Source organism: Lewinella sp. 4G2 (genome assembly GCF_001625015.1).
In the GTDB taxonomy this organism is placed as follows: Bacteria; Bacteroidota; Bacteroidia; order Chitinophagales; family Saprospiraceae; genus Neolewinella.
On the sequence record NZ_LVWJ02000014.1, the window covers coordinates 807,785 to 832,000 of the forward strand.

At 55.6% G+C, this 24,216-nt stretch carries 17 protein-coding genes; 5 read left to right on the forward strand and 12 right to left on the reverse strand.

Translation table 11 applies throughout. The features are described from left to right. Positions 1–28: 28 nt before the first annotated feature. A complete protein-coding gene (locus tag A3850_RS04740; RefSeq protein ID WP_082921625.1) occupies positions 29–559 on the forward strand; it encodes a rhodanese-like domain-containing protein in 531 nt (176 codons plus the stop codon). Between the two features lie 182 nt (positions 560–741). Next, on the forward strand, positions 742–2,010 hold the full coding sequence (locus A3850_RS04745; RefSeq protein ID WP_068214705.1) for a pyridoxal phosphate-dependent aminotransferase family protein: 1,269 nt from the start codon (positions 742–744) through the stop codon (positions 2,008–2,010). 85 nt (positions 2,011–2,095) lie between these two features. Here A3850_RS04745 and A3850_RS04750 read toward each other — a convergent pair whose 3' ends face one another. From A3850_RS04750 to A3850_RS04760, 3 genes are all read right to left on the reverse strand, one after another. Continuing rightward, the gene (locus tag A3850_RS04750; protein WP_068214707.1) at positions 2,096–2,959 is read right to left on the reverse strand and encodes a DUF58 domain-containing protein; all 864 of its coding nucleotides are present in this window, start codon (positions 2,957–2,959) and stop codon (positions 2,096–2,098) included. A 51-nt stretch (positions 2,960–3,010) separates the two neighbouring features. Then, entirely contained in the window at positions 3,011–4,783 is a 1,773-nt protein-coding gene (locus tag A3850_RS04755) for an SLC13 family permease (protein WP_231915280.1), read from the reverse strand. 250 nt (positions 4,784–5,033) lie between these two features. Beyond that, positions 5,034–5,810: an SDR family oxidoreductase gene (locus tag A3850_RS04760; RefSeq protein WP_068214712.1), complete on the reverse strand. Its 777-nt coding sequence runs from the start codon at positions 5,808–5,810 to the stop codon at positions 5,034–5,036. A gap of 172 nt (positions 5,811–5,982) precedes the next feature. Here A3850_RS04760 and A3850_RS04765 point away from each other — a divergent pair, with 172 nt between their 5' ends. Beyond that, positions 5,983–7,164: a hypothetical protein gene (locus A3850_RS04765; RefSeq protein ID WP_068214714.1), complete on the forward strand. Its 1,182-nt coding sequence runs from the start codon at positions 5,983–5,985 to the stop codon at positions 7,162–7,164. 339 nt (positions 7,165–7,503) lie between these two features. On the opposite strand, the gene A3850_RS04770 is transcribed toward A3850_RS04765, so the two are convergent. The 7 genes from A3850_RS04770 to A3850_RS04800 form a co-directional block, all read right to left on the reverse strand. Next, entirely contained in the window at positions 7,504–8,142 is a 639-nt protein-coding gene (locus tag A3850_RS04770) for a hypothetical protein (RefSeq protein ID WP_068214716.1), read from the reverse strand. 151 nt (positions 8,143–8,293) lie between these two features. Continuing rightward, positions 8,294–10,567: an aconitate hydratase gene (locus A3850_RS04775; RefSeq protein WP_068214719.1), complete on the reverse strand. Its 2,274-nt coding sequence runs from the start codon at positions 10,565–10,567 to the stop codon at positions 8,294–8,296. Between the two features lie 239 nt (positions 10,568–10,806). Beyond that, positions 10,807–13,287 (reverse strand): zinc-dependent metalloprotease, encoded by a 2,481-nt coding sequence (locus A3850_RS04780; protein ID WP_068214721.1) that lies wholly within the window; start codon positions 13,285–13,287, stop codon positions 10,807–10,809. Between the two features lie 187 nt (positions 13,288–13,474). Beyond that, complete coding sequence (locus tag A3850_RS04785) at positions 13,475–14,095, reverse strand: CoA pyrophosphatase (RefSeq protein WP_068214723.1); 621 nt, start codon at positions 14,093–14,095, stop codon at positions 13,475–13,477. Between the two features lie 50 nt (positions 14,096–14,145). Beyond that, entirely contained in the window at positions 14,146–16,056 is a 1,911-nt protein-coding gene (locus tag A3850_RS04790; RefSeq protein WP_068214725.1) for a right-handed parallel beta-helix repeat-containing protein, read from the reverse strand. Between the two features lie 204 nt (positions 16,057–16,260). Then, complete coding sequence (locus A3850_RS04795) at positions 16,261–17,037, reverse strand: uroporphyrinogen-III synthase (protein ID WP_068214727.1); 777 nt, start codon at positions 17,035–17,037, stop codon at positions 16,261–16,263. 69 nt (positions 17,038–17,106) lie between these two features. Further along, positions 17,107–18,009 (reverse strand): DUF4271 domain-containing protein, encoded by a 903-nt coding sequence (locus A3850_RS04800; RefSeq protein ID WP_068214728.1) that lies wholly within the window; start codon positions 18,007–18,009, stop codon positions 17,107–17,109. A 269-nt stretch (positions 18,010–18,278) separates the two neighbouring features. Here A3850_RS04800 and A3850_RS04805 point away from each other — a divergent pair, with 269 nt between their 5' ends. Together A3850_RS04805 and A3850_RS04810 are read left to right on the forward strand one after the other, a co-directional pair. Next, positions 18,279–19,580: a sensor histidine kinase KdpD gene (locus A3850_RS04805; RefSeq protein ID WP_068214730.1), complete on the forward strand. Its 1,302-nt coding sequence runs from the start codon at positions 18,279–18,281 to the stop codon at positions 19,578–19,580. After that, complete coding sequence (locus A3850_RS04810) at positions 19,577–20,311, forward strand: response regulator transcription factor (RefSeq protein WP_068214733.1); 735 nt, start codon at positions 19,577–19,579, stop codon at positions 20,309–20,311. The genes A3850_RS04805 and A3850_RS04810 overlap by 4 nt, the downstream gene beginning before the upstream one ends. A 58-nt stretch (positions 20,312–20,369) precedes the next feature. Here the strand turns inward: A3850_RS04810 and A3850_RS04815 are convergent, their stop codons facing one another. Next, positions 20,370–21,056: a hypothetical protein gene (locus A3850_RS04815; protein ID WP_068214735.1), complete on the reverse strand. Its 687-nt coding sequence runs from the start codon at positions 21,054–21,056 to the stop codon at positions 20,370–20,372. Positions 21,057–21,315: 259 nt separating this feature from the next. After that, positions 21,316–24,126 carry a translation initiation factor IF-2 gene (infB, locus tag A3850_RS04820; RefSeq protein ID WP_068214737.1) on the reverse strand — a complete coding sequence of 937 codons (2,811 nt, stop codon included), beginning with the start codon at positions 24,124–24,126 and terminating at the stop codon, positions 21,316–21,318. Positions 24,127–24,216 lie beyond the last annotated feature (90 nt).

Sequence of the window (24,216 nt, forward strand, 5' to 3'; positions counted from 1 at the left end):
CATGTTTTAACTCTAGTGTACTCTAGTTATGCGCATCGTCCTGACCCTAAGTGCTCTCCTCGTCCTTTTCGTAGCTACTACGGCTTGCGGCCAACAAGCGGTGCCCGAGCGCCTGCTGACCCGCCACGCTCCACTTGATGATAAACTGAGCCGGCTACTATCAGTGGATGCTTACACCATCAGCGCAGAGGAGGCCGTCGATCTACGTGATGCCCTCTTTTTAGATGCCAGAGAAAAGGAAGAGTACCAAGTCAGCCACCTTCCCGGTGCGCTTCACCTGGGTTACGACCGGGTGAAGTACGATCTACTGGAATCTTACGGTAAGGACACTCCTATCGTAGTCTACTGTACCGTCGGTTACCGCAGCGAAAAGATCGCCGAAAAGCTTCGGAAGCGAGGTTATAGTAGCGTACATAACCTTTATGGAAGTCTGTACGCCTGGAAACTGGCCGGACTCCCCTTGGTGGACGACCAGGGTTCCATGACGGACCGTATTCACACCTACAACGAGAAGTGGGGCCGGCTAATTCCCGATGATTTAGGTGAAAAGGTGCACTAGCAAGTTGAGCTATATCATTCGCGGAACTCACACATTCCTGTAGATAATGGAAGTTACCTCAGTAAAAGCCACGAGAGAGTTGAGCAATTTCCTACCGTGGAACCTTGCAAATCACTGACTGGCCGAATAATGACCCTTCCGGCGAAACACGTACCTTTGCAGCGCTAAAAATACCCTCCGCTATGAAGGATCTATTCGACAAATTTGACCACAAAGGCCCCCTCGGCCAGTACCAGGATGTTGCCCACGGCTACTTCTCTTTCCCCAAGCTGGAAGGTGAACTCGGCCCCCGCATGACCTTCCGCGGTAAGGAATGCATCATTTGGAGTATCAACTCTTACCTCGGGATCACCAACCACCCGGAAGTACGCAAAGCTGACGCTGAGGCTGCCGCTGACTACGGAATGGCCTACCCCATGGGCGCTCGCATCATGAGCGGGGAAACCGACGCTCACCTCCAGCTGGAGAAAGAGCTTGCTGAATTTACCCAGAAGGAAGACGCTCTCCTCCTCAACTTCGGTTACCAGGGTATCATGTCCATCGTAGATGCCTGTTTGAGCCGCCACGACGTCGTTGTTTACGACCGTGACGACCACGCCTGTATTATGGACGGAATCCGGATGCACCAGGGCCCCAAGTACGCCTTCAAGCACAACGATATTGACCACTTCCTCGTCCGCATGGAACAAGCCAAGAAGGAAGCGGAAAAGCGGAATTCTGGCATCCTCGTCATCACCGAAGGTGTCTTCGGTATGCGCGGTGAGCAGGGTATCCTCAAAGAGATCTGCGAATACAAAGAAAAATACGGTTTCCGCCTGCTGGTGGACGATGCCCACGGCTTCGGAACCATGGGTGCCACCGGTGCCGGCGCCGGCGAAGAGCAGGGCGTTCAGGATCAGATCGACGTCTACTTCTCGACCTTCGCCAAAGCGATGTCCGGATTCGGCGCCTTCGTATCCGCTGATAAGAGCATCATCGACTTCTTCCGCTACAATCTGCGTAGCCAGGTATTCGCCAAGAGCCTCTGTATGCCCATGGTGAAGGGTGCCCTGACGCGCCTCCGCCTCCTCCGCGAACACCCTGAACTGCGGGAAGACCTGTGGCGCAACGTGAATATGCTCCAGAAGGGTCTCCGCGATGCCGGGTTCGACATCGGTAACACCGGTGCCTGCGTAACGCCCGTCTTCATGAAGGGTACCCCCTACGAAGCCGGAGCGCTGATCTACGATATGCGCGAGAACTACGGTATCTTCTGTTCCATCGTGCTGCCTCCCGTCATCCCCAAGGGCCAGTTGATCCTCCGCCTCATCCCTACCGCCGAACACACCGTCGAGGATATCGAGACCACGCTCGCTGCCTTCCGCGAAGTACGCACGAAGCTGGAAGATGGCACCTACGCGAAGATGGCTGAGATGCTTGCACAGGGTGTTGTGGAAGGAGTTATTCAGTAGTTAGTCGGGCAGTATTTAGTCTGGTAGTCGGGTAGTGCACGTATGTCATGCGCGCACTACCCGACTACCAGACTACGCTACTACATCATCTGCTCTTAAAGAACTTCAGTAGCCCCCGCGTATAATCTTCCGTCGTTTCCAGACTGAGGCTATCCGCACCGGATTTCTTAAACGCATCCTGGTAATACGTCTGGTGCCGGTCGTACCATTCCTGGTATTTGCGCCTCACTTTGCGGCTACCGGTATCTACCCACTGCATTTGCCCGGATTCGGCGTCCCGCGCGTGGATCAATCCTACGTCGGGCAATTCCTTTTCACGGGGGTCGTAGAGGTGCATCCCAATGACGTCGTGGCGGCGGGCGGCCAGCCGGAGGGAACGTTCGTAGCCGTCAGCCAGGAAGTCAGACACGAGGAAGCAAATACTGCGTTTCTTCACCATGTTGGTAAAGAAGGTGAGGGCTTTGCTGATGTCCGTTCCCGTCCCCGTAGGGCGCGTATCGATGAGTTCACGGATGATGCGTAGGATGTGTCCCCTACCCTTTTTGGGAGGCAAGAACTTCTCTACTCTATCGCTGAAGAGTAGCAAACCTACCTTATCGTTATTATTCGTCGCGCTAAAGGCCAGTACGGCGCAGATCTCGGTGATGAGATCATTCTTCATCTGCTTCGTGGTACCGAAGAAGCTGGATTTACTGATATCCACCAGCAACATAACGGTCAGTTCCCGTTCTTCCTCGAATACTTTGACGTAGGGGTCGCCCGAGCGCGCCGTAACGTTCCAGTCGATGTTCCGCACGTCGTCGCCGTACTGGTAGCCGCGGACTTCGCTGAAGGACATCCCCCGGCCTTTGAAGGCACTCTGGTACTCCCCCGCAAAGATCTGCCGGCTGAGGCCTTTAGTCTTGATCTCGATCCGCCGGACGCGCTTAAGTAATTCGCTGGTTTCCATACGAACGCAAGTTAGGTAATTCCGTAGGCCCAACGCCGGACATTTCTCTACCTATAAACCGAATAAGAGAGGGACTAATAACGATGTCAGACCCCAACAGATCAGGTTGAGGGGGGTACCCACCCGGGTAAAGTCCAGAAATTTGTAGCGGCCGGCACCGTACACCATGGCGTTGGTCTGGTACCCCACCGGCGTCATGAAACTGGCGCTGGCGGCGATGGCTACTGTAACCAGTAAGGGTTGCGGATCAATCCCCAACTGGGCGGCGGCGGCAATGGCGACGGGTGCCAGCAGGGCTGCCGTTGCGTTGTTACTCATGAGTTCCGTCAGCAAGTTAGTTGTCAGGTATAGGGCGGCGATTAACGCGAATGGCCCCCAACCGGCTACCGTACCAGTGAGAATACCGGCAATGTCTTCATCGAGGCCACTATTACTCATTGCCTTCCCCAGGCTGAGGGCGCCGGCCAGTAAGAAAACGATCCTCCAATCAATCGCTTCGTAAGCTTCCTGCATGCTTAAGGTGCGGCCTAGCACGAGCATGCAGACACCCATCAGCGCCGCGATGCTGATGGGCAGAATACCCGTCGTGGCCAGCGTCACCAGGCCAATAATGGTAGCCAGGACGAAGTAGAAGCGGTTGCGGTTAAAGTCACCCAACGCATCGCTGGAGAGGAGAATGAACGGGCTATCCTGCCGCTGCTCGATCTTCTGCAGTTCGGTGAGGTAGTGGCTCTTCACTTCGGCCAGGATGACGTCACCCGCCAGCAGGGGGAGTTCGTACAACTGCTCGTTCAGCGTCTCTTCCCGATGGCGGATGGCCAGCGGGACGGCCCGGTAACTCCGCCGGAAATCCACCTGCCGGAGGGTTTTACCCACAAACTCTGAGTTGGGCGTTACCACCATCTCCACGAGGCTGGAGTTATCCCGTTCCAGGCCGGTGCCCATTACCTGAACGCTGCCGGAATGGTCCACCAATTTGACCCAGTCTTTCAGGTTCTTGATCTTTTCCCGGTCGCAACGCACCTTTAGGGTATCACCGGCTAACAACCGAAAATCCCCGGGTGGCAGGGTGAAACGGTCGTTATCGCGGCGGATCTCGATGATGTCCATGTCCATTTCCCGCACGATGGGGCTATCCATGATCCGTACGCCCGCCAGGGTTTGGTTATCCAGAATAACAATCTCGGCCAGGTAGTCGTGGAGCGCAAATTGCTCGGCGAGGCTTTCCTCGGCCTCCCTGTCCGGGAGCAAACGTTGCCCGAAATAAGTCAAGTAGATCACCCCTACGACGAGTAGCGCGATTCCAATCGGCGCCAGGGTGAACACGGAGAATCCCGGTAACCCATTACTCTCCGCAATGCCACTGACCAGGATATTGGTCGAGGTACCGATCAGCGTACACATTCCTCCGAGGATACTCGCGTAGGAGAGGGGAATCAGCAATTTTGCGGGGTTGATCTTCGCCGAAGCCGCAATTCTACCCACGATCGGGATGAATACGGCCACCACCGGAGTATTATTGATGAAGGCGGAGATCACTGCCACCAGCAACATCAGCAGCAGGGTGGCGTAGCGCGGGCGCGTTCGGAACCGCTCCGCCATTCCGCCGGCCACCAGTTGTAGGGCACCGGTTTTTAACAGCGCCGCGGAGAGCACGAACATGAAGGCAACCGTCAGCGTCGCGCCGTTACTGAACCCGTCCAGCCCCTCGGTGGGCGATACTACCCCGGTCGCTACTAAAGTGACGATGATGAGCATCGCGATGAGGTCCACCGTCAGCCATTCGGTGACGAACAGGATCACGGCGCCCAGGGCAACGAGCAAGGTTATGGTAGCGGGGGTGAGGATACCGAAAGAGGATTTTCGTACTAGCCCGCAAATATACTCCGGTGCCGCGTGGTGGTTCGTCCCCTACCCCTACCGTCCCGGAGGGTTCCGTCCTGACATCAGGGCGCTGCCGCAGGTGCGGGGGAGGTCGGCAAGTAAGCGCTTTATCCCCTTTCCCATCACTCAGCACCCGCGGCAGCGCCAAATGGTGACGTTCAGAAAATGACGATTGCAATGCGGCACGGGATTAAGCCTTCGCCTGCATCTTCTCAATCATAGACAGTTGAACGCTCTTCGGCAGGAGGGGCAAGCCGCCCTTGATCATGAATTTGAGACCTACTTCGGTAATGACCTCCAGTTTACCGGCCTCCATGCCCTTGTAGCCGGCTTTTGCGGTGTACTCCGGCGTCTTGGCGTCCTTGAACAGATCGGTATCGGACATATCCGCCGTATCGGCAAACTCGGTGCGGACGGCCCCCGGGTTGAGGGTGGTCAGCATAACGCCCGTGCCCTCCACCTCCTTAGCAACCGCCCAGGTAAAGGAATTTACGAAAGCCTTGGTCGCGAAGTAGGTGGCCTGCAGCGGCCCCGGCATGTAACCGGCCGTGCTGCTCGTGTTGAGGATCTTGCCCCGCCCGTGCCGCACCATCTCGTTGAGAAATAGATGGGTGAGTTTGACGACGGCCTTGACGTTCAGGTCGATCATTCCCAGGTCGGCTTTGAGCGCTCGTTCGTGGAACTTTCCGTGGCCGCCAAACCCTGCGTTGTTGAAGAGGTATTCCACCTCGATCCCGGCTGCCTTGACGGCGTCAAACACCTCCTGACAAGCATTTTCCGCGGTAAGATCTTTGGCGATGACCATCGTGGCCACGCCGTACTGCTTGGTGAGCTCGGCGGCCAATTCTTTCAGTTCCGCCTCCCGCCGGGCGACGATGATGACGTCCCGTTTGCGGGAAGCGTGTTCGTGCGCCAGGGCGCGGCCAATGCCAGAGGAGGCACCGGTAACTAGTCCTACGTTGACCATGAGTTTGTGTTTCTTATTCAAAGGGTATGCCGGTGGGATGTTCGCTCATCGGCCATTCATCCCGCGCAATCGAGATTCGATCCCGCTTCGTCGAGAATGGCTTGACACGGCTGATTTCGGGCCTAGTTTTGGTGGAAACAAGTAATCACAAACACCCTTTAAATACCGCATTATGAAAATTTCCAGTAAGCAAATCCTCATCATCGTCGGCCTGTTGGTCACCGCCGTCGCCGTCTTCGCTTTCAACCCTTTTTCCGTGAATGACCAGGGTTACCGAACGGTCGTACAGGGCATCACGGGCGCCGAAACGGTGCGTTTCCAACCGGGTATGTACTGGGCGGGCTTCTTCAGTAAAACCACCAAGTATGCGGACGTAGTAACCGTACAAGTGGAGAGAGCCGAAAAGCGAAAATCGGACATCAGCTACTTCTCCGAGCCAATCCGCTGCCAGTTTGCGGACGGTACCTACGCCAACCAGGTAGGGTACTCCGTAAAGTGGAAACTCCCCAACAGCGAAGAGCGCATGCTCGCCATCCACAAGGACTACCGCGAGCAGAGCCGGCTGGCCGCTAGCCTGGCCGACTACTCCAAAGAATGTGCCAATTATTCCTTCCAGTTGATGGATAGTGAGCGCCATTACTCGGGAGGCAAGTCGGAACTCGCCGAGGCCTTTAAGTTCCAGCTTCGCAACGGGCAGTACATCATCGACCAGCAGGAGAAGATCCGTATTGACTCCGCCAGCGGGGAAAAGATCCGCTCCTACGAGAACAACCCCCGGACGAACCCGGACGGAACCTTCATCCTCGCCAAGAGTGACGTGCAACAGTACGACATCATCCCCAACTTCGTCGCGATCACGCTGGTCGACTACGAAAGTGTCGTCAACGAGAAGCTTAAGGCGAAGGTCGAGCAGAGCACCCGCGAAGCCATCGCCAAGCAGGAACTCGTCACCGCCCAGCAGGAAGCCCTTACCGCCGAGATGCGCGGCCGCCAGAAGGTAGCCGAAGTACGCGCCACCGAGGAAGCCGCCAAGATCGAAGCCGAGATCCGCGCCCAGGCTGAAACGGCCGTCAGTAAGGAGCAGGCCCTCCAGGCTAAATTCCAGGCCGACAAAGCCCTCGCAGAGGGTCGCGCTTCCGCCGAGGTTGCCCGACTGAAAGTACAGGCCGGTCTCTCCCCCCTCGAGAAAGCTCAGATCGAAAAGGAGACCCGCATCGGGGTAGCCGCTGAGCTCGCCAAAGTGAAGGTCCCCCAGATCGTCATCGGTGGCGGCGACGGCCAGGGCGCGGACGCCATGGATGCTATCGGCGTCAACATGCTCATGGAAGTCATGGGTAAGTTGGAGAAGAAGTAAGGCACTTCTCTGATCTCTACCACGTGGAGCCAAAACATACGAAAGCCCATCCCGCAAGGGATGGGCTTTCTGTGTCTAGTCCCGGAGGGGCGCCTAATGTAGCGAGGGACCGCCGCGCCAGCATGGGGCAACCTTTCTCAACATTATCGATGCGGAATTACTAGTCCCGGAGGGGCGTCTACCGTAGCGAGGGGATGCTTCCCCTCGTTTTCGTTTTTCCCTCGCATTCGTTATTCCCTACGTTTTCAGTATTCCTCGTACTCAATTCGCATTCGTTGTTCTGCCAAATTTTATCGCCACCAAAAATTCAATACCCCATCTCCCAAACATAAAACTCCTTTAATACCGGTACCTAAACTCCATCTCCTCAGGATTAATATTTAAATACCGAGTAACGTAGGTGCGAATGCCCAGTCCTGATTTTTTAAAAGATTGATTCAATACCTTTTCTGGTACTTCTAGTGTTGATGGGAAATCAACTTTCCACCGCCCATCCTCAAGTTCATATTGGTAGGTGGATAGGATCGAAACCTTACCTCCAGTAGGGACTACCACGTAAAGATTAGCGGTTGTGCTGCTGGTTGACATCGCATCATCTAGTTGCAGGCCCGGTTGAAAAGGACCAGTCCCCAAGAAAGTAAACGCACTGAGCAAATCGGGCGCTTCAACACCATCCAGCGAAGTAGAATCTATCCTTAGTTCATTCACCAGTTGCTGAAAGAGCATCATGGTCATCAACGGACGTTCGCTAGAATGGCCTAAATGCAGCATTTCGGTTTCATTGTCCGTCCTGGCGCTTTCGATAATCGTATTCAAATATTGTAAAGAGCCGGTAGTGACCATTGCAGGCAATTCGTCAAACGCTTGGTTTTCTGCGGCGGAACAAAGGTCTGTGAAGGATTGCTTTACGTCATTAGTGCTGCTACACGAGTACAACGTAATCATGAGCAGTAAGGAAAAGAAAGGGGTAAATTTCATTAGGGTTCTAGTTCAGGTGGGCAAGTTGCCCAAAATACAAAAGCTCCCATTCTTCAGAAGAAGAATGGGAGCTTTTGATCTCTAGTCCCGGAGGAGCGCCTAATGTAGCGAGGGGATGTTTCCCCTCGTTTTCGTTTTCCCTCGTTTCCGTCTACTTCCCAGCCGCAACGTCCTCCCGAATCTTATTCAGCGCCGAACCAGCCCGCACCCAGTCAATCTGAGCGGCGTTATAAGTGTGGTTCGTCACGACGACATCGGAGGTGCCATCAGCGTGGTCAAAGGTCAGTTCCAGCTGCATGCCGGGGGCAAAGTCGCTGAAGTTCTTGATGCTCACCTTGTCATCCTGGCGGATGAGTGCGTAATCATCCGGGTTAGCGAACGTGAGGGCGAGCATACCCTGCTTCTTGAGGTTCGTTTCGTGGATACGGGCGAAAGACTTTACCAGTACCGCGTGGACGCCGAGGAAGCGGGGCTCCATGGCAGCGTGCTCGCGGGAAGATCCTTCACCGTAGTTCTCTTCACCCACGACGATCTGGCCAACGCCGTTATCACGGTACGTAATGGCGGAAGTTGGTACCGGGTGGTACTCGTTCGTGAGGTAGTTGATGACCGTGTTGGTCTTTTCGTTGTAGGCGTTCACCGCGCCGATCAGACAGTTCTGGCTGATGTTCTCGAGGTGGCCACGGAACTTGAGCCACGGTCCGGCCATGGAGATGTGGTCCGTCGTACACTTACCCGCCGCCTTGATGAGAATGCGCATATCCTGCACCTGCTCATTCTTGATTGGCTTAAAGGGATCCAAAAGCTGGAGACGATCGGAAGTTGGGCTTACAACAACGTTAATACCGGAACCATCTTCGGCGGGTGCCTGGAAACCGGCGTCCTCTACGGCAAAACCATTCGGGGGTAGTTCGTAACCCTGGGGTGGGTCAAGCTTCACCTGCTCGCCCTTATCGTTGGTCAGCGTATCCGTCAGGGGGTTGAACTTCATGCTACCACTCAAAGACATGGCCGTTACCAACTCGGGGCTGGCGACGAATCCACGCGTCTGGGGGTTACCATCATTCCGCTTGGCGAAGTTCCGGTTGAAGGATGTGATGATGGAGTTGGCTCGGTTCGGGTCGTCCGTATGGCGGGCCCACTGGCCGATACAGGGGCCACAGGCGTTAGCGAGGACGACACCGTCAATTTCTTCAAAGGCATCGAGGATACCGTCGCGTTCCACGGTGAAGCGGATCTGCTCGGAACCAGGTGTTACGGTAAATTCAGATTTGAATTTCAGGCCTTTTGCCTTCGCGTCCTTAGCGATGTTGGCGGCGCGGTCCAGGTCTTCGTAGGAAGAGTTGGTACAGGAGCCGATCAGGCCAACCTCAAGTACGGGCGGGAATTCAAACTCCTCCACGGCAGCGGCAAATTCGCTGATGGGGAAAGCACGGTCCGGCGTGTACGGGCCATTAATGTGTGGTTCCAGTGTATTGAGGTCGATCTCAATGACGCGGTCGAAGTACTTCTCGGGGTTGGCGTAACACTCAGCGTCGCCGGTGAGATGTTCAGCGACCTGGTCGGCGAGCTTCGCTACGTCGGCTCGGTCGGTGGCTTTCAGGTAGCGGCTCATGCTCTCGTCGTAACCGAACGTAGAGGTGGTAGCGCCGATCTCGGCACCCATATTACAGATGGTGCCCTTACCGGTACAGCTCATGGACTGGGCTCCTTCGCCGAAGTATTCGACGATAGCGCCGGTGCCACCCTTCACGGTGAGGATACCGGCTACTTTGAGGATGACGTCCTTTGGGGTCGTCCAACCACCCAATTTACCGGTCAGTTTAACGCCGATCACTTTGGGTTGCTTGAGTTCCCAGGGCATACCGGCCATCACGTCGACGGCGTCAGCACCACCAACACCGATGGCGACCATACCGAGGCCACCCGCGTTGGGCGTGTGGCTGTCGGTACCGATCATCATACCGCCGGGGAAGGCGTAGTTCTCGAGCACGATCTGGTGGATGATACCCGCGCCGGGCTTCCAGAAACCGATGTTGTACTTGTCGGAAACCGTGCTCAGGAAGTCGTACACTTCTTTATTCACGTCGTTGGCAACCGCGAGATCGACGTCAGCGCCAACCTTGGCCTGGATGAGGTGATCACAGTGTACCGTTGAAGGCACGGCAACTTCCGTGCGGCCAGCCATCATGAATTGTAGTAGGGCCATTTGCGCGGTAGCATCCTGCATCGCTACGCGGTCGGGCTGGAAGAAAACGTAGTCACCACCACGGGTGTATTCGCGTAGCGGGCTTTCGGGGTGAAGGTGGGTGTAGAGAATTTTCTCGGTCAGGGTCAGGGGGCGCCCGAGCTTTTCACGGGCTGCGGCTACTTTGCCGGGGAGGTCTGCGTAGACCTTTTTGATCAGATCAATATCGAATGCCATGTGCTAGCGGTTTCTGTTTTCTTTATTTAGATAATCGACTTTCCCAGTTCATCTTTTGCGCTGCCGCAGGTGCCGGGCAAATGGGATAAGTGGCCGTCGTCGGGAAGATAACGCACCACTCTTGAAAAGGTGGACAAAGGTAGAGATTAGTACCGGACTCTGGTAGTATTACTAAGGCCGGTAGAAGATATCGTTTACCTTCCGCCGATCCCCCACGCTATGGGTTTCAACCAAACGGGTTAGTCTACCTCGAGTACCTCATCAACGCGGGCCACCAGGTCCTCCAAATGGTAACGAACGATACCTCTGGGATAACGAGTTGCGGAAGTAATTGCCCGGTCACGGATGTTGCTCAATTCTGCTCGCGCGGCAGCGTTGACGTCGCTTACTGCCTCCCCGTCTTTCACGGTCATCAATTTACCAAGTTGGGTAACGTAGGAGCGTTGCACGTTCCGGCGCACTCCATCAATTGGCGTACTTCTCTTTAGCTCCGAAAAGATGCCGCCGCTGAGGTCCGTCAGGAGTTCCGTCAAACTATAGGCTGAGTTAGCTCCAGTAGCAAAAGCGGACTGTTCCACGAGCCGATCCAAACGGTCTTGCCGCAAAAGGCTCCGCAACTGCCGGTCGTGAAGCTCATGGATCCGCTCCAGCGTGCCGGTGGGGCCGATGTTGCGGATGATGTTCTCCTGAAGTAACCACTGCGGCGTAGTGAATACGTGCTCATTAAGGAATTTTACACTTCGCTTCTGCTCGGCGGCACTCAACGGCGTGTAGGTAAAACCGGCCTGGTCCGTCGTCTTCGGAAGTTCGTAGACGCCACCTACGTTGGCGATGACGTGGCCACCAAATCGGCGCCAAACACCCAGTAATTCACCGTAGAGTTCCTCCAGGTCCGCGTACCCTTCGCCTGGCGTGGCCGTCCATTCCGCCAGGCGGGGAGCAACGCGTTTGAGATTCTTCAGTGCGAGCGTAGAGGCATAGACGGGGTCATCACCGACGGCCTCCGTTTGGCTGGAAGGGTCGAAGCGGTTGCTGCCGCCGAAGAGGTACTTCGGGTCATTATTCTTTTCGTCGATCCAGGAGCGGAGGATGGGGACTTCCGCCGCGGCCGTCTCCGCACCGGGGATGTACCGGTAACCCCAGTTGATGGCGTACAGATCATAGGGGCCGAGCATCCGTACCCAGCGCACGCCCTTGTCCTCGGGTTGGGCGACGTAATTGTACCGGGTGTAGTCCATGATGGTCGTTGCCAATCCCCACTCATTCGTAAAGGTGGCCGAGCGGAGGGAGTCCACGGGGTAAGCAAAGCTGGCCTTCATGTTGTGGGGTAAACCCAGGGCGTGGCCCACCTCGTGGGCAATGACCATCCGCATCATTTCGCCGATCTCCGCTTCCGGCGTATTGAGCGTCCGGGCACTGGGGTTGGCCGCACCAGTTTCGAGCAGGTAACGGTTGCGGTAGGAACGGAGGTGGTTATGGTACCAGATGATGTCCGACTCGATGATCTCACCGCTGCGGGGGTCGCTCACGCTTGGGCCCATAGCATTCCGGGTTTCACTGGCGACGTAGCGGACGACGCTGTAACGGGCGTCCTCCGCGCTCCAGTCCGGATCTTCTTCCCGGGTCGGGGCCACCTTAGCGACGATGGCATTCTTGAAGCCGGCCACCTCAAAGGCTCTCTGCCAGTCCTCAATCCCCTGCTTGAAGTAGGGCACGAATTTGGTGGGCGTGGCCGGGTCGATGTAGTAGACGATGGGCTTAACGGGTTCCACCAATTCACCACGGGCGTAGGCGGCCGGGTCTTTGGGTTCCATTCTCCAGCGGCGGATGTAGCGTTTCCGGTCAGCCTTCAGTGCTTCGGATCCGTAATCGACCTGGCTGACGGTGAACCAGCCCACCCGCGGGTCGTACATCCGGGGCGTCATCGGTTCTTCTGGAAGGAGGTACAGGCTCTGGGCCATTTCCAGGCTGATCGTACCCGTGCGGGAGTTGCTGGGTGGTTCCCCGGCGCTGTAGGTCATTTCGTGGCGGACCTCCACGTTTTCTGGATAGGCTGCCATCCGACTGATGAAACTGCGCTTCCCGTCCAGGCTCCGGACCTTGTATTGTTTTCGGATCCGGCTGGAGAGGCCACTGATGGCCGGAACGTCCGAAGTAAAGAATTTGCTTACCTCAATCACCGCCGCCGTACTGTCCGGATTGAACGTAACGATGGGGAAGGAATTGATCAGCGGTGCAAAGTTGTTATTCTGCACCGAAATATTGATCGGAAGCCGCTCATCGGCCACGCTGCTGAAGCTGACGGACCGCAGGTGAATATTATCAAAACTGCGTTCCCAGTGGACGACCTGCTCGTTCGTTTTCGTCCCCGCATTGAAGTATCCGCCCCCCAGGTTGGCGGGAATCTTCGCGATCCGGCTGACGAGTAACATGTCCTGGCCAAAGCGCCCGAAGGGCACCTCGAAGTAATACTTATCCCCAACCCGGTGGGTAACGAAGAGGCCCCGGGTAGTCTCCACCTCTTTGGTAATCACTTCGTCGTACTTCTTGAATTTTGGCTTAGCCTCCTTCTTCTTTGGGGTAGGTGGCGTGGTGTCTTGCACCATGGTGGTGACCGCCGCGGCTGGGTCAGCCTGTTTTTTCTTCCGTCGTTTCTGGGCGTCCAGTGGGCTGGAAGTAAGTAGTAGGAACAGGGAAAGGAACAATAAATAACGGGTCATACGGGGCTGGTTGTGAGTAGCCCAAAATCAGAACGAGCGGCTACTTTAAATTGGTTAGGGGAAAAAAGCGACCCTAAAGTACAATGATGATCATGGCTTCCCCCCAGTTTACGGATCGTTAACAGCGTCTAGACCAGTGATCGTTGGCTAGTAGACATTAGGACTCCACCTCGTTGACCCCTGCTCTTTATCCAGTAATTAACGCCACCAACTCCGCCGTCATCATGGCGGTGGCGCCCCAGATCTCTTCACCGTTCACGGCGTAGTAGGGGACGTCCTTAATTAATAGCCCACGCGACGTTTTTCGGTCACCCACTTTCCGGTTAGTTGGGTCCAGGAGTTGTTGGAAGGGTACCCAGAGTGTCCGCTCCACTTCGCTTGCTTGCAACTTAAACTCCGCACCTGCGGCAGCGCCCCAGTACCCGACGAAGGGGTCCACGATGAAATTGCTGACGGGAATATAAAGGGGCGTGAGGGCGCCCAGGATCTCAACGTCATTGCGGTCAATACCGATCTCTTCCTCTGCCTCCCGTAGTGCGGTGTCCTTCGCGTCCGTATCGCCGGGATCGACTGAGCCGCCGGGGAAGGAGATCTGTCCGGCGTGGCGGTCGTTCGGCGGGCTCGTCCGCTGGATGAACAGCAGGTTGAGCTCGCCCTCGAAGTGGTGGAAAAGGGCCAGGACGGAGGCTACGCGCGCATTCTTGGGTGGCTCGGGAAAATCCCCCCGGCCGGGAGGGGCAAGACGTGCCTGCGCCTGCCGGCCGGGAAGTGGAGAAGTGCTCAGGGCAAGGCGAATCTGATCTAGCATACCCGCCTAACAGTTAGGCGCCGGTAATGATTAGCCCGGCTGGAGATACCTTAGCGGACGAGCAGCCGAACCGCCTGACCACTATTCAGATCCTGCACGGTGTAGATACCTTTCGGCAGGCCTGCGAGCGATAGTTCTGTTTGACCGGGGCGCAGTTGGTGTGTAGCCAGGGTAAGACCGCGCAGGTCGATGAAACGTAGTACGCGGCCGGCTGGACTCGGTGCGAAGCTTGACCGGTCACTTACCGGATTGGGCCATACGCGCAGGGGTTCGCTCGATTGACAACCATCCACCATTACTACTTTACTGTACTCATAGCTACCATCTACATCAACCATTTTAAGGCGGAAATACTGTTTATTAAGGGCGGATGTAGACGCGGTGTGTTTACCCATCGCCGCTGCGTCACTAGCAACCTTTTGGGAGGCTACTACAGACCAATCCGTCAGGTCATGCTTTGACTCCAGGATGAATTCAGCGACGTCGAGTGCCTCCTCAACCTCCCAAAGGAGCGTGGTTTTGCAAGACGCAACGTCCGTTTTTGCCGTAAAACTGCTCAGCGTTACTGGCAGGACGGTGCAGGCGGTAACATCCAGGGTGAAATTGGCGCAACGCTCGCTATCAAATACCGTATCGATCGGTGTGCCTGCCGCCGCACCGACCTGCTCTACGCAAATGTCTCCCGTAATATCCCGCGGACCGGAGGGGCCGGGGCGGTAGTCCTCAACCGTAATCTGAAAACGGTTGGTCTGGTCGTCGATCAGGCGCACGTTCTCAAAATTGACGTTGCCGTAGCAAGGGTCGTTGACGCCCTGATTAGTATCATCGTAAAAAGGTGGCTGAACGAGAATTGGGCCGGCGCCCTGGTTACGGAAAGAATTGGAGACGTTTTCAACCGTCGTATTGATGATGCTGACCGCGAGCCCATCCGCCCACTGGCGGACGTTGATGCCCGACCATGGCTCATCACGAATTTCGGAATTGCTGAGCACGAACGTGCCCGGAGAAGAGGATCGGTCCGCAACGTTATTCGTGATGTCCGCCCCGTCAAAGGGGTTAAAGATGTTCTGGATATCGACGGCATTCCGTCGCCTTGTTGCATCCTGCCCGTTACCGGTCACCAGCGCCCGGTCGATAACAATGTCCGTTGCGGGGGTGGTGGCGTTGATGTCAACACCTGCGAATTGAATGCCATTACCGGCGTTGCCGGAAAATTCACAGTCGATAAATTCGATATCCTGCATGACGTGGTAACGGCGGAAGGGCTCAAAATCGACGCCCGATTCCGGTTCCGCACCTTCCGTGTTGATGAACTGACTGTTCGTTACCAGTAAACCGATCACGCTCGATACGCTGATGCCCTGCCGGTTATTGTCGTCGCAGATCACGTTATCAATCACGATGTTTTCGCAGGGCGGAATGGGTTCAAAATCCGTGACGTCGCCATCTCCATCGATGTCATTTAGATCTTGTACGAAGGCCGGGCCGACAAGAATTCCGTCTCCGGGCGCGCCCGTAATGGTCAGGTTTTGAATGGTTGCGTTCGTGGCACCGTAGACGTCAATACCGTGGCGAAATTGACTGGCGCGATTATACTCGGTTTTATCCAGCAGGAAATTGCCTCCGTTGCCTTCGATGGTTACCCCGTCCACTTGGCGAATTTGTACGAGGGACTCAAATTCAGAAAGCGCATTCGGCTCTGCTTGTAGCGTTACCGCAGTGTTTTCCAGTTCTAGCGTTACCCCATTTCGGCGGATAAACAGGGCGTCGCTGATCCAGTTTTGACCGACGTCCGCAAGGACAATGCGGGTAAGCGCGGGGTCGTCGAGGGCTGCCTGAATACAAGCCGTGGCGTCGGTAGGGTTACAGTTACTGGCGTTAAGGGTAAGGGTTTGGGCATGAGCGTGGTGGCTACTGAGCACAAAGAGGAGGCTCACGCAGAGGTGTAGAATGGATTTCATCAAAAAAGTAGGTTGCGGGCTCAGTCCGTTCGGGGGGGATAAGACCGCAGAAGTGGGTTTTGTTTGGGTTGGCGGTGTTAAAACGCTAACTGAAGTACGCATGGGTAACGGATACTGCACGGGCGTGCACAACCCATCCGCTCATGGTTACGCCATGGGGCTCAAAGCATACAATTCTTAAGGGATCTATCGCAGTTTCGCCACTTAGGCGTTACTAACCTTGAGGTAATTATCCAAGGCCTTTTCCATGCTGGGCACGGCCGGTGGGCTGGGGGAAATATCCACCCGCAAACCGTGGTCTTCACAGGCCTTGGTTGTCTTACGGCCGGCTACGGCAAGGCGCGTTTCTTTCTGCTCGAACGTAGGGAAATTCTCGTAGAGGGAATCAATACCCATGGGGCTGTAGAAAACAAGGATGTCGTAGTACACCTCTTTTAAATCCGAGAGATCTGCGGCTACGGTGCGGTACATCTGGGCCGGCGTCCAGTCAAAATCGTTATCGTCGAGGTACTTAGCGACGAACTTAGAACCGAGGTTGTTGGTAGGCAGTAAAAACTTCTCCTTACTCCGGTGCTTCTTGAGCGTTGGTGCCAAATCCTGAATGGTACGCTGGCCAAAGAACACCTTGCGTTTGCGGTAGACGATGAACTTCTGCAGGTAGTTGGCCACCGACTCCGTCATGCAGTAGTACTTGGTATCCTGGCTCATTTCAATGCGCATCTCCTTACAAAGGCGGAAGAAGTGCTCGATAGCCAGTTTTGAGGTAAAGATGATGGCCGAGTACTCATCCGGGCGGATGCGCTCTTTGCGAAACTCCTTTTCCGTCAGCCCCTCTACCTCGATGAAGGAGCGCCAGTCAATTTGTAGATCATACTTACTCTCCAGGCGGGAGAACGGGCTGCGTTCCGGAACGGGCTGAGAGACGAGGATCGTTTTAACGGGCTTGCGGGTAACCGCTTGGTCTTCAGATTGGGTAGCCATAACGGAAAGATTTTAGTTGAATGGGGGTGGGGTGTCAGAAAAAAGGGAGGCGCGCCAAAGGGCATGAGATCAAATCAAACTACTGTTCAAGTAGCGGTAAAAGAGGAGGAGCGGCGCAATTTCAATGGCGCAAATATACAAAAGTAAATGCACGGGCCGCGTGGCGGCCACGGGACCAATGATGAAGAAGCCGCGCGTCAGGTGCAGGAAATAGAGGAGCGCAGCCACCGCTACGCCGGCGTACAGAAACGTCACCCGCAGGTTCTCCGGAGCGTAAGAAACCCCCAAATTAATGGGCACGAAAACGATGCCCGCCAGAATGGAAAATACCATCAACACAAAGGCGTAGCGGCTCGTTTCTTTCCGTACGGGGAACAGCCTGCCAACCACCCAAACAACCCACTGCTTGAGATTCACGGCCGCGGCGGCCACCAGGGAATACGTCAGCCAGCTCAACCAAACGTTGCGGCCCAGCCCCACGCTATAGTGCGCCGTGAGTAAGTGCAGAAAGAACCCAATCACCAGGAAATAAAATGAATAGCAAATCCAGAGCGCCGTCTCCTCGCCACCCGACCGGCGCGTATACAGCTGGTTCATCAGGCTTTCGTTGACGGTACCGCGGATGCACTGCCGCAACAAACCACCAAACAATACCCACAGACTAGCCAGGCCGACGAGCAAAATCAGTTGAATGGCCACGATGGCGCCCTTACCCTTATTGGGGTCCGCCGTCTGAATCACGAGCGGCCCGGAGCGCGGTAAATTTTGCGCTGCCGCAGGTGCACTGTTGGAGGGGTTTACGGTACCAGGCCCCCGGCGAATGTCGAAGGGCGTCAACGGAGGGCCCTGCGCTACCGTCGTATCCCCTACCCTGGTGGATTGAGGCAAACGGGCGGTGATCTCGAAGGGGTTGGACCGGTCCTGTGCGCCCAACTCCCCACCCAGCGAAAGGAGTAGAAAAAGGACGTACAATAAGGATCGGTATGTAAGCAAACGGGCCACTAAGCACGAAGGTAAGGCGCGTGGGGCTTGGTCCTACAGTTCGGTGATTCGGGTAAGGAGGGGAAGTCGGGTAGGGAGCCAATTTAGCTGGCGCGGTGTCCGTTCACCCCGTATTAATACCTTGTTAACCAGTCGGGTAATTACCCGGTGGTGGTACCGCAGCCGCCACATTTGCGTTAATTGGTGGGCTGCCACGATATTGTAGCTACCGACCACCCTTCAGTAGTGGGAACCTCATTATGCAAGAAAACGTATTACGCCGCGTCATTACCCTGGGGGTGATTGCCATCCTCGGCATCGTCGGGATGCAGTCCTACTGGGTGATCACTACCTGGGATCTGAACGATACGGAGTTCAGCCAAAAAGCCAAACTGGCCCTGATCGGTGTGGCCCGGCAAATCGCGGCGGCCAATAATGCGGACTTACCAACGGCGGGGATTATCCGTCAGCAATCAAGCAACTACTTCATCGTCAACATCGAGAGCGAGATCGACGCCTTCCAGTTGGAGGACCTAATGGAGCAGGAACTCATCCGGCTGGGGCTGGACGTCCCCTTCGAGTACGCCATCTTTGATTGTACCTCCGACCAGATGGCCTACGGAGCCGTCTGCCAGGCCCCCGGTGGCGATAAAAAAATGGACCTGGACCTCACGGGGAGCTACCTGCCCCCGGATAAGGAACTGCTCTACTACTTCGGAGTGAAGTTTCCTACCCGGACGGGGTACATCTGGAAGAAGATGCAATTGGTCCTCTTCCTCTCGCTCATCCTTGCCCTGACGGTGGCCTTTTTTATCTATTCCGTGATTGTGATCATCCGCCAGCGCCGCCTGGCAACGATGCAAAAGGATTTCATCGATAACATGACCCACGAGTTCAAGACGCCGCTTTCCACCATCCGGATTGCGGCCGGGGTCTTCTTGCGGGACGACTACGTGAGCCACGATAAACGCCTTTCCCGCTACGCGCAGTTAATCCACCAGCAGTACGAACGGCTCAACGGTCAGGTCGAGAAAGTGCTCAACATTTCCCGCATTGAAAAAGGCAACTTTGAGATCAAGCAAGAAAGGGTAGATCTCCAGGATCTCCTGCCCGACCTCCTCAACAGTACGCGGGCCCGCACGGAAGAACTTAACGGCAGCCTCCGCACGGATTTCCCCGACACTCCCCTACCCGTAATGGCGGACCCACTCCACCTGTCGAACATCCTCCATAACTTGTTGGACAATGCGGTTAAGTACAGTGGTAATACGCCTGAATTAACGGTTGCCGGCCACCGGGAAAGCAACCACTTGACGGTATCCGTAACCGACCGTGGCCCCGGGATTGCGCCCGAACACCAGGCTAACCTTTTCGAAAAGTTCTACCGCATCCCTACGGGAGACGTTCACGACGTTAAAGGCTTTGGCCTGGGGTTGTTCTACGTTGCTCAGATCTGTAAAGCCCACGGTTGGCCCATCGACGTAAAGAGCACCCTGGGTAAGGGGACAACTTTCAGCATTCAATTTCCCCTCTTGCCCGTTTTAGAAACCATACCCGCATGAATTCCGCAAGCCAATCCACCACGAGTACCGACGTTGCCCGCGCTCATCTTTTCTACGTAGAGGATGATGAAAGCCTCAGTTTCGTAACGAGGGACAATTTGGAGTTCAGCAACTTCCGGGTGACGCACTGCGCAACGGGTGATGAAGCGTTGGAAAAAATCAACGCGGTAAGCTTTGATTACGATCTCTGCCTATTGGACGTCATGCTGCCGGGTGTGGATGGTTTTGAGTTGGCCGAACGAATCCGGGCACGTAATCAGGACATTCCCATCATCTTCCTTACCGCAAAGAGTCTGAAGGATGATCGCTTGCGTGGTTTGCGGTTGGGAGCGGATGATTACATCACCAAACCCTTTAGCATTGAGGAATTGATCCTTAAGGTGGAGGTATTTCTGCGCCGTAACCGCGTTCGCCCCGCCAGCCCCGCTTACGACCCCAAGCAGATTGGGGACTATCACTTTGCCCTCGATAAGCTTCAGCTGACGTACAAAGACGAAGAACCCCGCCGCCTCACCCGCCGGGAGGCGGAATTACTGCAGTACCTCTCTACGCGTCGGGATCAAGTCAGTGAACGTGGAGACATCTTGGAGAAGATTTGGGGAGAGAATGACTATTTCCTCGGTCGTTCGCTGGATGTATTCATCAGCCGCTTACGTAAATACCTTAAGCAGGACGAGCGGATCGCCATTGAGAATATTCACGGGGTAGGGTTCACCCTGACGGTTAAGTAGATTACCCCATTCTATTGAGGGGTGGAATACATTTCCCATTAGGGCAGCCAGAAGTCCGTTAACGAATTCGGTAGGGAAAACCTCTACTTACCCAACGGGCTACCCGCTCGACGGACTCATTGGCAGTCGTCTGCCAATCGATGTTGATATCGGCTTCATCTCCGTAGAGGACAATGCCATCAGCATCTACGAGGCTGGCTACAACGCCCACGGAATAGGTGCGGGCTCCCCGGTTTGCGATTGCGCCCGGCAATGGCCCGCCAGCGTTGTTGAGCACCGCCCCCACCACGGAGATTGTGGCCGAAGCTTCATCACTAATGAATCGTTCCTTAGTAATGCTGGTGATGACAATAGCATCTACACCTAGTGCAGCGGTGAGAAACTCTGGAGCTTCTAGATGGGCTAGATGAGGTTCAATTCCCGCTTCGCGTAATTGGTTATTCGTCGTATTGATGGATTGAAAATTTATGCGAAGCCCCTGCCGGTAACTATTGGCTCGGTTTAGTAATGCTGACTGAATAGTTCGCTGCAATAGTGTGGCTTCCTCCCTGCGCGTAACGTCTTCCTGTTCCTCTGACCAGTCTCTCGGCATCCGGCCGGTATAGAGTACTTCAGCCGGAATTACCGCAATGACGCGATGTTCTGCCGTGCGGTCATCAAAGTCGTTCGCAACGTAGGCGGGTTGGCGTTGGCAGCTACTTAGGCAAAGCGTGTAGAAAGCGGTAAGGACGAGTAAATAGCGCATGTCGTAGGGTTTGTGGTATTTGTTAATGGATGATTACTGGGTACGACAAACATATGGGGTGGCGTGTGCGGGGTGTCTTATCTGCTTATTAAAGAATAAGCATCAAACCGTTAAAGTGATTTTTTACTAATTAAAAAATGATATTCAATTAATTATAGGGCGTTAGCAAATCACTACGTACCATCACAAAACAAAACCGGCCACCCAACGTATCGTCGGGCGGCCGGTCATTCCTTTTACGCAGGCTGGTTGGCGTGGCTTACTTCATCTTCTGAGCAATTTCCACGATCTCGTAACCTTCAATTACGTCGCCTTCTTTAATGTCATTAAAGTTCTTGACGTTAAGGCCACACTCGAAGCCGGCGCGAACTTCTTTCACGTCATCCTTGAAGCGTTTAAGGCTGGCGAGCTCGCCGGTCATCCCCTCTTTAAGTGGGTAGACAACGATACCGTCCCGAATAACGCGGATGAGCGTGTTACGGGTAACCTTACCCTCGTCGACGTAACAGCCGGCGATGGTACCGATCTTGGAGATCTTGAAGGTCTCCCGAACGGTGATCTGGCAAACGGTACGCTCTTCCTTGGTTGGTTCGAGCATGCCTTCGATGGCATCCTTGATCTCGTCGATGGCTTTGTAGATGACCGAGTAGGTCTTGATCTCTACTCCTTCGCGTTCGGCCAGTTTCCGGGCGGAGCCGGATGGGCGAACCTGGAAACCAACGATGATGGCATCCGAAGCCGTAGCCAACAGAATATCCGAGTCGATGATCTGGCCAACGGCCTTGTGGATCACATTGACCTGTACCGTTTCCTGGCTAAGTTTGATCAACGAGTCAGACAGGGCTTCTACGGAACCATCTACGTCACCTTTTACGATGAGGTTGAGCTCTTTGAAGTTACCCAGTGCGAGGCGGCGGCCGATCTCGTCGAGGGAGATACGCTTGCTGGCCCGGTTAGCCTGTTCACGAGCAATCTGTGCGCGGCGGCCGGCCAATTGGCGGGCTTCCTGCTCACTACTCATCACTTTGAGCATTTCACCGGCCTGTGGCGCGCCGTCCAATCCCAGTAGGAGAGTCGGGCTGCCGGGGTAGACTTCTTTGACGCGTTTGCCACGTTCGTTGAACATGGCTTTGACGCGTCCGGAGTTCTCACCGGCTACGATGATGTCCTGAATTTTCAGGGTACCGTGGTTAATGATGATCTTGGTAACGTAACCGCGGCCCTTCTCCAACGATGCCTCCACGATGGTGGCAACTGCCGGGCGGTCCGGGTTAGCTTTCAGTTCGAGTACCTCTGCTTCCAGTTCGATGAGTTCCATGAGGTCCTCGATTCCAATCCCTTTGAGGGCGGAGATATCGGCGCTCTGGTACTTACCACCGTAAGCTTCGATGGCGTAGCCCATGCTGGCGAGTTCACCCTTGATCTTATCGGGGTTAGCACCCGGCTTATCGATCTTGTTGATCGCGAAGATCATCGGAACCCCCGCCGCTTCGGCGTGGCTGATGGCTTCCTTCGTCTGGGGCATGATGTCGTCATCCGCAGCGATGATGATCACGGCAATGTCCGTCACCTTCGCACCACGGGCACGCATGGCAGTAAAGGCTTCGTGGCCCGGTGTATCGAGGAAGGTGATCTTCTTACCGTTGTCCGTCTTCACTTCGTAGGCACCAATGTGCTGAGTGATACCACCCGCTTCGCCCTCGGTTACGCTGGCTTTACGGATGTAATCTAGCAGCGAGGTTTTACCGTGGTCAACGTGACCCATAACGGTAACGATCGGTGGGCGCTCGACGAGGTCTTCGGGGTCGTCTTCGTAAACGTCTTCTTCTTCGACGTCTTCTTCGGCGGAGATGAATTCCGTTTCGTGGCCAAATTCTTCGGCAACAAGTTCGATGATCTCGGCGTCCAGTCGCTGGTTGATGGAAACGATCACGCCGGCGTTCATACAGGCCATGATGACTTCGCCAATACCGACGTCCATCATGTTGGCCAGTTCCTGCGCGGTGACGAATTCCGTTACCTGGAGCTTATCCGTGGTGCGTTCCGCCTCGACGGCTTCCTGGCGTTCACGAACACGTTCGCGGTGGTCACGACGGGCACGCTGGCGCTTCTTCTTGCCACCACCGCCCTGGATGCGGGCCATGGTTGCTTTGATCTTGTCCTCAATTTCCTTGGCGGAAACTTCTTTGGGTTCGTCCCGACGTCCCTTTCCGGGAGCGGGGCGGCCACGGTTATTACCGGGGCGGTTGCCACCTCCGGTAGAGGGGCCAGTAGTGATCTTCTTGCGCTTACGCTTGCGGCGTTCACCGGCATTTGCGTCAGGCTTTTTGATCTCAATCTTACCCATGACCTTGAGGCCACGGAGCGCTGGGGTCTTAGCACGAACGCGAGGATCTCCCTCGGTCGGGGTACTGGGCGTAGCACCAGGCGTGGTGGGCGCAGCAGGAGTTGCAACGGCTGGTTTGGGAGCATCCGCCGCGGGAGCGCGGTCACCCTGCGGCGCCGGAGCAGCTGGCTTGGGTGTATCTGCTTTAGCGGCTGGCTTTGGAGCTTCCTCCTTCTTTTTGGGTTTCGGCTTAGCCCGGTTCTTGGCGGCGTCCAGATCAATGGTGCCCATGACCTTTAGGCCAGGAACCTTCCGGCCTTCCGTAGCCTCACTACTTTCCTTAGCGGGCGCGGCTGGTGTGGGTGCCGCTGGAGTAATCGGAGCCGCGGCAGCAGGTGGTGGCGGCGGGGTAGCTCCGGGAACGCTCGGTGGAGGCGGCGGTGGTGGCATGCCTGCGGGGCGTGGTGGTGGGGGCAAAGAAGGGCCTTTACCCGCGGCACCGGGAGGTGGTGGGGGTGGAGGTGGTGGAACAGCGGTGGGCCGGGTGTTGAACTCCATGGCATCCGCCTTCTTCTTATCCGACGCGGCGCTGGCAAAGGCGGAACGCACCACGGACATCATCTCCGGCGTAAGCTTCGAGGTTGGCTTATTGTCAATCTCAAAACCCTGCTTGGAGAGGTGCTCGACGATGGTCTGCGTCCCAATATTTAACTCGCTGGCTACCTTGATTAGTCGTTTACTCATTCGATCAATTACGCACAAACAAAAGGTGACCGCGCTGTGCAGACGCGGGGCGATTTAAGACAACCCTAAATAGCCGGTTTTTCCTCTCTT